Annotated in this window: 10 protein-coding genes and 2 pseudogenes; 4 read left to right on the plus strand and 8 right to left on the minus strand. The window is 68.3% G+C overall.

Going from position 1 to position 9,783, the window contains the following annotated elements; translation table 11 throughout:
- The 3 genes and pseudogenes from NC4_RS11095 to NC4_RS11105 form a co-directional block, all read right to left on the minus strand.
- Nucleotides 1-192 carry a hypothetical protein gene (locus tag NC4_RS11095; RefSeq protein ID WP_067535802.1) on the minus strand — a complete coding sequence of 64 codons (192 nt, stop codon included), beginning with the start codon at nt 190-192 and terminating at the stop codon, nt 1-3.
- A 319-nt stretch (nt 193-511) separates the two neighbouring features.
- Complete coding sequence (locus NC4_RS11100) at nt 512-1,555, minus strand: AraC family transcriptional regulator (protein WP_084528823.1); 1,044 nt, start codon at nt 1,553-1,555, stop codon at nt 512-514.
- A 9-nt stretch (nt 1,556-1,564) separates the two neighbouring features.
- Nucleotides 1,565-2,725, minus strand: a pseudogene (locus tag NC4_RS11105) (AraC family transcriptional regulator ligand-binding domain-containing protein).
- Here NC4_RS11105 and NC4_RS42410 point away from each other — a divergent pair.
- Nucleotides 2,660-4,369 (plus strand): glycoside hydrolase domain-containing protein, encoded by a 1,710-nt coding sequence (locus tag NC4_RS42410; RefSeq protein ID WP_245721601.1) that lies wholly within the window; start codon nt 2,660-2,662, stop codon nt 4,367-4,369. The pseudogene NC4_RS11105 and the gene NC4_RS42410 overlap by 66 nt on opposite strands.
- Here NC4_RS42410 and NC4_RS11120 read toward each other — a convergent pair.
- Nucleotides 4,359-4,838: a hypothetical protein gene (locus NC4_RS11120; protein WP_067535812.1), complete on the minus strand. Its 480-nt coding sequence runs from the start codon at nt 4,836-4,838 to the stop codon at nt 4,359-4,361. The genes NC4_RS42410 and NC4_RS11120 overlap by 11 nt on opposite strands.
- Nucleotides 4,839-4,976: 138 nt before the next feature.
- Between NC4_RS11120 and NC4_RS11125 the strand changes: the two genes are divergently transcribed.
- Genes NC4_RS11125 through NC4_RS11135 form a run of 3 tightly spaced genes read left to right on the plus strand, consistent with a single transcriptional unit; the run spans nt 4,977 to nt 7,053 of the window.
- Nucleotides 4,977-5,462 carry an ImmA/IrrE family metallo-endopeptidase gene (locus NC4_RS11125; RefSeq protein WP_245721602.1) on the plus strand — a complete coding sequence of 162 codons (486 nt, stop codon included), beginning with the start codon at nt 4,977-4,979 and terminating at the stop codon, nt 5,460-5,462.
- A gap of 5 nt (nt 5,463-5,467) precedes the next feature.
- The gene (locus tag NC4_RS11130) at nt 5,468-6,538 is read left to right on the plus strand and encodes a hypothetical protein (protein WP_157554513.1); all 1,071 of its coding nucleotides are present in this window, start codon (nt 5,468-5,470) and stop codon (nt 6,536-6,538) included.
- On the plus strand, nt 6,535-7,053 hold the full coding sequence (locus NC4_RS11135) for a hypothetical protein (protein ID WP_245721603.1): 519 nt from the start codon (nt 6,535-6,537) through the stop codon (nt 7,051-7,053). Before NC4_RS11130 ends, NC4_RS11135 begins: the two co-directional genes overlap by 4 nt.
- Nucleotides 7,054-7,144: 91 nt before the next feature.
- Here the strand turns inward: NC4_RS11135 and NC4_RS11140 are convergent, their stop codons facing one another.
- From NC4_RS11140 to NC4_RS40995, 4 genes and pseudogenes are all read right to left on the minus strand, one after another.
- Complete coding sequence (locus NC4_RS11140) at nt 7,145-7,582, minus strand: helix-turn-helix domain-containing protein (protein WP_067535821.1); 438 nt, start codon at nt 7,580-7,582, stop codon at nt 7,145-7,147.
- A 188-nt stretch (nt 7,583-7,770) separates the two neighbouring features.
- Nucleotides 7,771-8,457 (minus strand): hypothetical protein, encoded by a 687-nt coding sequence (locus NC4_RS11145; RefSeq protein ID WP_157554515.1) that lies wholly within the window; start codon nt 8,455-8,457, stop codon nt 7,771-7,773.
- Nucleotides 8,458-8,519: 62 nt separating this feature from the next.
- On the minus strand, nt 8,520-9,371 hold the full coding sequence (locus NC4_RS11150) for an MHYT domain-containing protein (RefSeq protein ID WP_067535831.1): 852 nt from the start codon (nt 9,369-9,371) through the stop codon (nt 8,520-8,522).
- Nucleotides 9,372-9,416: 45 nt separating this feature from the next.
- Nucleotides 9,417-9,783: pseudogene (locus NC4_RS40995) on the minus strand (hydrogenase maturation protein); the annotation flags it as partial.

Below are 9,783 nucleotides of genomic sequence, written 5' to 3' on the forward strand. Positions count from 1 at the left end.
TCAGGGCTTGATGAAGGTGGCCGCCACATTCCAGAACAGGGACCGGTCCACACTGTGGAAATCCCAGGTGTCGGTGAGCGTATGGGTGACGGTGACGATCGCCGGAATATCGAAATCCTCGCGGGTGGCGGTGCCCCGGGCCTCGAGGGCAGTGATGACGTAGGCGGTCGGGGTTTCCGCGGTGTGGGGCATGGGACAGCTCCAATCGAGTACCTGGCCGGACGAGAGCACCGAAGCAATGCGTGGCCGAGGACGTCGTCGGCCACGGCCACGCATCTCGAACGCCTGCTCCGCTCGGCGCGTGGCGGCGCAGGCGTTTCCGTCCAGTTTCATTCCGGCGAACCATGGCGGGGAGTGCCGAACACGCCAAACCGCCTCCACACACGACAGTTCCGCCTCCCCGGGACTTTGGCGCACGGCTGGGAGCCGTTCGCCGTCGAGGACGCGTGGCGGCGGTTGGGAGCCGCGCCGATTTTGGGGGTACCCGGTGAGTTACCCGGACCTTGCGAGATCAGTTGTCGCCTTGGGATTCCGGGGTGTCGGAGTCGAGGGCGCGCCAGCGGGATACCGCGCGGCGGAGGCTGGCCGGATCGGCGTAGCCGAGCAGTTCGGCTTGTTGGGTGCGGGGGAGGTGGGTGGCCTGGTCGTAGCGGCGGAGGTGGGTGGCCTGGTCGTAGCGGCGGAGGCGGGCGCGGTCGAGTTCGGTGCGCCAGCTGGTGCCGGATTCGGTGAGGCGGCGTTGCAGAGAGCGGGGGGAGGTGTGGAGGTGTCTGGCGATCGAGTCGAGGGTGGCGGTGCCGGTGGCGAGGGCGTCGTCGAGAACGGTTGCCAGTCGGTCGATCCAGGATACGGTCAGTTCGGGGGTGGCGGGGAGGGTGGCGGCGTAGCCGCGCAGGACGGCCGACAGGTCGGGGTCGGCGGTTTTCATGGGGAGGGCGAGATCGCCGAAGCGCAGGGTGACGGTGTCGGCCGGGGCGGCGAAATCGAGGGTGGTGGTGCCGAAGAACTCGATGAAGTCATCGGTCGCGGTGGGGGCTGGTTGGCGGAAGGTTACGCGCGTGGGGACTATCGGGTAGCGGGTGGCCCAGCGGGCCCGGCCGAGCAGGAGGGCGAAGGCGGCGTGCACGAGCAGTTCGCGGCCGCGGCCCTCCTCGGTGGCGGTGAGCAGTTCGAAGGTGGCCTCCTGCGCGGTGCTTTCGGCGATTCGCACGCCATAGCTGGTGGTCAGGCAGCCGGAATGCCGGAGCACGGCATCCAGGGCGTCGCCGACGGTCTCGGCGGACAGGAAGAGGTATTCGAGCAAGCCCAGCTCGCCGACGGCGCTCCGATCCGCGCAGCGCAGGGCGATGCCGGGATCGTTCGACTCCGCCTCGGCCAACTCCCAGAGCCGAGGGCAGTAGCGATGGGCAACCCGGGTGGCTTCGCCGCCATGGCGCCAGTTCGGCAATCCGGCGCGCCGGGCCAGCCGATCCGGATCGAGCCCGGCCTGCGCGGCGCGCGCGAGGACGAAGCGCGGCATGAGAATGCTGTCGGCGGGCTCGGATCTGCTGTTCACGGATCCACCTCACTGCGCCCCGGGCCGGTCGGCCGGGGTGAGTTCTTCGAGATGCCGTTTGCGGGCGCGCTCGACCTCCAGCTTCCAGGCGGTGCCGGATTCGGCCAGGCGGCCTTGCAGGGTGCGCGCGCTGGTGAACAGGCGGCGGGCCACCTGATCGAGGGAGGGTTCGCCGTCGTCGATGAGCTGCCCGAGCACGGCGGCGACCCGGTCCGGCCATTCGGTGGCGCGGGGCGGGGGCGGGGGCATGGCGGCGGCGTAGCGGCGCAGCACCGCCGCCAGCATGGGGTCGGCGGTGACGTGACGCAGTTCGAAGTCGGCCAGGCGGTAGGTCATGCTGTTCACCGGAGCGCTGAAATCCAGTGTGGCCGTGCCGAAATGCTCGGTGAATGCGTCATGTTTGGGCGGGGCCTGCTGGGCGAAGGCCACGCGCACCGGATCGATGGGACGGCCGGTCATCTGGCGGATGCGCGAGACCAGGATGCCCAATGAGGATTGGATGCTCAGCTCGCGGCCGCGTCCCTCGGCATTGATCATGTACAGGTTGAAGGTCGACTCGGTCTCGGTCTGCTCGCCCGGATCCATGCGGAAATTGGAGCTCACCGCGCCGACTTACGGGCCGACCACCTCCAGCCCTTCGCCCAGGGTGTCGGCGGTGGAGATCAGGTAGTCGAACAGACCGAGTTCGCCGACGCGATAGCCGCCCACCACGCGCAGCGTCGAATTCGGGTCGCCCGTTTCGTGTTCGAGCAGCTCCCACAGCTTCGGGTAGTAGTCGCTGGGCACGCGGGCCTTCTTGTCGGCCAGCAACCAGGTCGGCATACCGGCCTCGCGCGCCAGCCGATTCGGATCGATGCCCGCCGCTGCCGCGCGAGCCAGGATGAGCCGGGGCATCAGAACGGTGTCGGAGGTGTGCATCAAGCAATGGTGCGGCGAAACCGGCGGCGGAAACCGGGAATTCGCCGAACTGTGAGATCGGTTGCCGGTCCTTGTTTTTCTGCGGCCGGGGCGATTCGGACGAATCTCGGGATTCGGGTCGCCTTGCCGGTCTCGGCGGGCTACTGTGCCAGACAGTCGATTCCAAATTTCCTGTGGGGGGAAATCTTGTTCACAGCAGTAGATTTCGTTGCGCGGCTCATTGATCCGCAGGCCATCAAGGCCGCCGGGCATATCGCGGTGCTGGTGTACGTGGCGCCGAGTCGCCCCGGCGCCGACTTCGGCGCCAAACCGGTGACGAAGGAGTACGCGGAGGCGCTGACGGCCGCCGGATTGCAGATCGTCAGCTGCTACCAGTTCGGCAAGCCCGGCGATGCGCGATCGCCCTCGGACTGGACCCTCGGCTACGAGGGCGGGCATCGAATGGGCTTGCAGGCCAGGGAGAATCATCAGGCCGCGGGCGGGCCGGGCTGGAGCCCGATCTTCTTCGCGGTGGACGAGGACATCTCTATCGACGAGTGGAACGAGACGGCCGTGCACTTCTTCCGGGGTGTGAACGACGCCGTCGGGCGGGAGTGGACCGGCATCTACGGGCATTCCCGGGCATGCGCGTGGGCCATCGAGGACGGCGTCGTCGGCCGCACCCGGGAGGGGAAGTACTGGGCCTGGCAGACCCGCGCGTGGAGCCGCGGGGAGCGGGAGGACCGGGCGGTGCTGTTCCAGCGGGTGATCGATACGCCCGGCAATCCCGGACCGTTGATCGACGGCTCCAGCGTGGAGGTGAACGATGTGCTCGCCAGTGATTTCGGGCAGTGGAGCATCGATCGGGCGCCGTCGCGGTCGGGGCGGCCGGATTTCACCGAACTGGATCTGACCGGTGATTCCCGTCAGTCCCGGCACGGCGCGCGCGTCACCAACTTCCTGCTGCACACCCAGGAGGGGGACGGCACCGCGGAGAGTCTCGCGGCTTACCTCAATAATCGGGCGAACGGGGTGTCCTATCACTACACGCTGCGCGACGGGGTGCTGTGCCGGGTGGTGCCGAACGACCGCGCCAGCTGGAGTGTGCTCGACGCCAATTCCTACACGCTGAACCTGTGTTTCGCGGGCAGCCGCGGGGCCTGGAGCCGGGAGCAGTGGCTCGAGCGCTCGGCCGAACTGCGGATCGCCGCCTGGATCGCGGTCCGCGATGCCCGCGACTGCGGCTTCGAACCGGTGGTCATCGCGCCGCCGTACAGTCGCCGCGACGGGATCAGCGACCACAACTATGTGACGCAGGTGCTCGGGTTCGGCACGCACTGGGATGTGGGGCCCAACTTCCCATGGGATGTGTTCGCGGAGTACGTCGACGAGTTCGTCGGCGGGATGGAACCGGCGCACAATGCCATCGACGAGAAGGCGGCGCAGTCGCCATGGCTCGGGAATCGAATCACACAGGGCGAGAACACATGCCCCGATGGTGAAGGGCGGTTCGCCGAGTTCGAGCACGGTTTCGTGTATTGGCATCCGCGCACCGAGGCGCATCCGATTCCCGCGGTGCTGTGGGAGAAGTTCGCCGAAATGAAGCACGAGACAGGCGAATTGGGTTACCCGGTGAACGATCACACGGTACTCGAAGAGGGTGTCGTTCAAGGCTTTCAGCACGGCGCCATCTATCGCCGCAATGGCAAGCCCGCCTTCGTGCTGCGCGGTGCGGTGCGCGAGTGCTGGAATCGCTCCGGCTTCGAGAACGGTCCGCTCGGCTGGGACGAAGGCGATGAAATCCCTTGTGAGACAGGGGTGTATCAGCGGTTCGAGCACGGCACCGTCTATTGGACCCGCCAGCCGACGCTGGTGGTGCTCGACGGCGCCGTGCAACCGCTGAACGTTACGGCCTGACCCGCGACGGGTGCTGCGGCCGCCGGGCGATGACCTCGGCGGCCCGTACCACTCCGGCCGCCACCTTGGGATCCTCCTCGCGATCGGCCACTTCGAGCAGGGCGCGCGCCCAGCGGCGGCGCGCGAACTCGGCGCTGTGCACGCCGGAACCGACGCGGGTCAGCGGCGTGCCCTGAATCCCCATGAGCAGCAGCACTATCGAGATGAGAAACAGGGCCGCCGTGCCCGCCTGATTGCCGGAGACGAAAACGGCGACCACGCCGGTCGTTCCGGACGCCATGCCGAGGGTGAGCGCCACGGCCCGCTCCCGATGCGTCAGGGGCGCCCACGGTGGTTCGGCGTTCCCGAGTTCGTCCTCCCGCTGAGCGTTCGGTGGCTGGGACTGCTGTGGTTGTGAATTCGACTGCGGCACAGGCGATTGCTGTGCGGTGGGTAATTGCTGGACGTCGGTGATCTGTGCTTCCGGCATGAACCGCTCCCCTCGGTTGCGCATCCCCGTGCCCTGCCGCGGAATGCCTCTGAAACCTTATCGGTTCGCGGGCCCGCGGGCGTTGCCAGCGGCGTTGACAGATCGGCCGGTCGCCGCCGGGTGTGCTTGGATGTGGGCGTGGGCAATGGTCAGGCGGTCGGTTCGGCGGTCGATCGCGTCTTCGCCCTGGCGACGGCGGGGGAGTCCAGAAGCCTGGATGGGTTGGTGGCGGCCGTTTTCCGGTTCCGTGGACGGCCGTTGCGGGTGGTCGAGGATCCGGGGATGCCGCCCGGCGTGTTCGGGCAGTGGATTCACTACCGCGATCACGATGAGGTGAGCTTCGCGTCCTGGGTGCAGACCCGGGATCGGACCGTGGCGCACGAACTCGGACATATCCTGCTGGGCCATCGGGGGCGTCCGGTGGTCGACCTCGCGCAGGCGGTACTGCCATCGGAGGTCCACGATATGGCCGCGCTCATGCTGCGCCGCGAATGCGGGAATTCCGGTGTTGCCGAAGAGGAAATGGCCGCCGAGCAGTTCGCGAGCCTGTTGTTGAATCGCCTGCGGAGCATCGGCCGCAAGGAGCCGCGGTTACGATCGCGCTGGGGTGAGGCGCTGGGTTGATCGCAATGGTTTTGGCTCCCTTGATGTGGGTTGCCGTGGTCAGCCGCGCGTGGCGGTGGTGGTGGTCGCGCGGGTGGGTGCTCGGGAGTACGACCGTCGCGCTCGCGGTGGTCGCCACACATTTGAGTCTGAGCATTCCGGTGGTGGAGACGTGGGTGCAGGGCGCGGCGCCGGTGACGAACCTGGCCATCGGGCTGCGCATGGTGGTGTACAACCTGATCGCCGCCACCTCGGGCGTGCTGGCCTTGGCGGTGACGAGTGAGGCCGAGCGGGTGCGGCGCGGGGCGCGCGTGCTGGGGGTGATCGCGGTGCTCGCCTCCGTCGTGGCGATCGCGATCTTCTTCGGTGCGCCGCCGATTCCGCAGGCGGCGGGCGGATTCGACTTCGATACGACCTACGGGCATCTGCCGGGATACGCCGAGGCCGGTATTGCCGCGGCGTTGTTCCCGGCCCTGTTGTGCCCGGTGTTGATGGTGATCACCGCCCGCGGCGCCGATGTGCGCAGCGTGACCGGGTGGAGTTTGACGCTGCTGTCGGCGGGGCTGGCGGCCGCGACCGTATGGGCCTGGCTGCGGCTGCTGTACTTCGTGGCGGTGCGGTATTTCGGCGCGGCGCCCGCGCCCGGGGTGTTCGAAGTGACCCGGGGTGTCTCCGCCATCGGTGTGCTGGTGATCTTCGCGGGCATGATGCTGTCGCCCATCCTGTCCCGGGTGCGCGCGCAGCGGGTGCTGTGGGCGATCGGGCCGATGCACCGCGAACTGGTGTCGCGCTGGCCCGGGGTGCGGCGGGCCTCGCGGCGGGGTGCGGGTGCGGATGAGCGGGCCGGTGATCGGATCACCGAAATGCTGGACGCGCTGAGTATGGAGGCCGCGAGCAAGGCTCCGGCGCAGGGCTCCGCCGCCGCGGCGCCCGGAGTGGCCGCGGCGGTGGCGGAATGGTTGTTGTACGGACGGCGGGCGCCCGCATTGAGCGCCGCCGGTATTCGATCGGCCGCGCTCGCGGCGGGTATGGATCGGAGCTGGGCGCTGGTGCTGGCGCGCGAATATCGAGATGGACGACGGAGGATTGCGGCGTGACGGAAACCATGCGGGAGCAGGCGGTGCATCCGGTGCGGGCGCGGGCGGCGCGGGTGATCACCGAGCTCGGGGCGCCGTGGGTGATCAATATCGTCACCTCGGCCATTGCCGGAATCGCTGTCGGCGCTCTCGGCTGGGGGCTGTTCGTCGCGGCGATCACGGGCGGGATTCCGATGGTCATCATTCTGGCCGGGGTGCGGCGCGGGATCGCCAGCGATCACCATGTGACCGATATTGATGGGCGGCGCTGGGTGATTCCGGCGATTCTGGCGGTGTGCGGGGTGGGTCTGGTCGTGCAGATCGTGGGTGGCGGGCCGCGGGAGCTGATCGCGTGGACGGTGGCCGGGTTGGTGGTGCTGCTGGGGATCGGGGTGATCACCGTCATCGGCAAGTGGAAGGTGAGTGTGCACACCGCGGTCGGCGCGGGGACGACGATTCTGCTGGCGTTGATCGCCTCGCCGTGGTTTCTGGTCGCCTTGCCGCTGACGGCGGTGAACGGATGGTCGCGGGTGTAGCTGGGGGGCCATACCCGTGGTCAGGTGACCGTCGGGGCGTTCCTGGGTGCGGCGCTCGCGGCGGGTGCGTACCTGCTGGTGGCGTGAATTCTCAGCGGTCCCCGGTGTTTTCGCCGGTGCCGCGGCGCAGTTCGCGGAAGCCGACCTGGAATACCCGGGTCGGGTCGTAGCTGCGCGCCGCCACCTGTTCGGCGCCGGAATCGCGCAGGGCGGCCATCCATTCGATGTGCCGCCGGATTTCCTCGTAAGCCTCGGTCGACCCGAAATAGTCGATGGGGACGTGGAATACGGCCGCGATATCGGTCACCGTCGGCAGGGTGGGCGCGCGCCGTTTTCCCGACAGCAGCTGGGACATGTAGCCCGTGGTCATCCGGCCGCCATTGGCTCGGATCTTGTCCACTATCTCGGTCTGGGTATACGGCCCCCGCCCGCGCGGGTGCACCGTGTCGAACAGGAATCGCAGCCGATCGGCGAACACCGTATCCACCTCGGCTTCGGCTGGTACATCGTGAATTTCGCGTTCCGGCATCCCCTCGCCCCCTTCTTTCGCAGCATCCGACCATCCGCCCGATCGGCTGATCTTGATAGCTACCCTAACGACCCCGCAACTTGCTTCTGCAACTTGCAGTAGCAAGTTGCAGTGGCTTAGGGTCACTGTAGCCGTACCTCGGTTCGCTCGCGAAGGGGGCGAGCGAACCGAATACGGTCTGCCGCAGGTCAGCCCGGATCGGTAATCAGGTGGTGGTACGCGGTATCGAGGGGGAGGTCGACCGCAAACCAGGCCGCGGGTCGATCGTCATCGCGCGGCGACCACGCGGTCGCAATGCACAATCGAACCGCCTCCTTGGCCGCCAGCCCCGGCAGATGCCATGCGATCCGCGCCGGATCCCGGTACCGCACACCGTATTCGCCATCGCCCGCCCCCTCCGGCAGCAACTGCGCCCACCCGAACGGCATCAGCCGCCCGTCCGCGGCCTGCATGGCGAGCAACTCGGTATCCGGGCCCCCGACCGACACCATGAAGTGATCGTTCTCCACACTCACCGCCGCCAGGCAGTCACCGGGATCCGGCCCCCCGAGCGCATCCGCGGGCAGATCCGTCACCTCGGCCGAAACAACAACCCCCGAAACCCCCGCCTGCACCTGCCAGATCCCCGCCCACATGGGAACCGCCGCCCCACCATCCCACGCGGGCACGTCGATACTCCCGATCAGCAAATCCACCGTGGCCGCCCGATGCCGCCACCGATGCAACTGCGACCCATTCTCCAACCGCCACAACGCATCAGCCTCCCCCGCCAGCACATCCGACCCGATCGCAACGGAGAACCCGACAATCCCCAACGGCGTATCGATCACCGCCCGCCGCCGCTCACCCCGAGCCAAATGGTCTGTCGAAAGCATGCGCCCATCATCCAATCCCCACCCCCGCCCCAGACACCCGGGCCATCCTGTTGGACGACTGATCAGCGGGAACTGATGGCGGCATTCCCCGAGTAGCCCCCGCCACCAGTTCCCGGTCGACGAGTCGGGTCTGTGGTGCGGGGCCAGTTGGGGGCTTCGTGGTCGGGGTCGGCCGGTCTCGACGGTAGGTCGAAGTCGGAGCGGTCGTCGAGTTCGGCCAGGCCGACCAGGACGATCAGCATCATGGTGACCATGGTGACGATGAGGATCAGGGGGCCGATCAGTTGCATGGGGTCGACGCCGGTGGCGGGGGCGTCCATGGCGTGGGCGCGCATGGAAGCCATTCCGGTGTAGTGCATTCCGCAGACGGCCAGGCCCATGATGAGGGCGGCGCCGAGGGTGGCGCGGAAGCCGCGGACGTGGAGCATGAACCAGAGGGCGGCGGTGGCGGCGACTACGGCGATGACGATGGACAAGGCCACCAGGGGAGTGCGGTATTCCATGTGCGCGGAGGAATGCATGGCGTACATGCCGAGGTAGTGCATGGTGGCCACGCCCAGGCCGGTGATGGTGCCGCCGATCGGGAGGGCGATGAGTTCGCGGCGGACGCGGACGGCGATGGAGAGGCCGATCCAGACGACGACGATGGCGATGGCCGCGCTGAGGGCGGTCATGGGGACGTCGTAGCGGATGGTGGCGTCGGTGATGGCGAAGCCGAGCATGGCGGTGAAGTGCATGACCCAGATGCCGCAGCCGCCGAGGGCCACGGCGGCGGCGATGAGCCAGCCTGCGGGCCAGCGGGAGTCGCGGGCGTGGGCGGCGCAGCGGAGGCCGAGGACGGATCCGATGACGGAGATGGCGTAGGCCAGGACGGGGGTGATCCAGCCGTTGTTGAAGTGGGCGAGTTCGAGCAAGGGTACTCCGATAGAGATTGCGTTGCGGCAGAACGTATTTGCGGGTCAGCCGAGGAGATGGGCGGGGGTGCCGCAGGGGCGCGCCTTGTGCACGAAGTTGTGCCGTAGGCGGTGGTAGGGCTCGTCGGCGCCGTAGAAGTTCCGCCATATGTGCGCCAATTCCTCGGCGCGGTAGGCGGATAGGGGTTTGACGGCCTCGTCGGCGGCCAGGCGTTCCTTCTTGGCGACGAGGCGGTCGGACAGCTCCGGTTCGGCGGCAAGGGATTCCGCTTCCTGGCGGACCCAGCTCCAGAAGTCGCCCGCGCTGCCGGGGACGACGCGGTCGACCAGGCCGATGCGGGCGGCGGCCGGAGCGCCGAGGGGCAGCGGTTCGCTGGTCAGGCGGTGGGCCAGGGCGGGGCCGACGCGGGGG

This window comes from Nocardia crassostreae, assembly GCF_001613405.1.
Lineage (GTDB): Bacteria > Actinomycetota > Actinomycetes > Mycobacteriales > Mycobacteriaceae > Nocardia > Nocardia crassostreae.

Bases quoted from the DNA above. Each gene is read 5' to 3' on its own strand.
- NC4_RS11140 (WP_067535821.1), bottom strand. From the start codon at position 7,582: ATGCCGGAACGCGAAATTCACGATGTACCAGCCGAAGCCGAGGTGGAT.
- NC4_RS11145 (WP_157554515.1), bottom strand. From the start codon at position 8,457: ATGCTTTCGACAGACCATTTGGCTCGGGGTGAGCGGCGGCGGGCGGTG.
- NC4_RS11120 (WP_067535812.1), bottom strand. From the start codon at position 4,838: ATGCCGGAAGCACAGATCACCGACGTCCAGCAATTACCCACCGCACAG.
- NC4_RS11095 (WP_067535802.1), bottom strand. From the start codon at position 192: ATGCCCCACACCGCGGAAACCCCGACCGCCTACGTCATCACTGCCCTC.
- NC4_RS11130 (WP_157554513.1), top strand. From the start codon at position 5,468: ATGGTTTTGGCTCCCTTGATGTGGGTTGCCGTGGTCAGCCGCGCGTGG.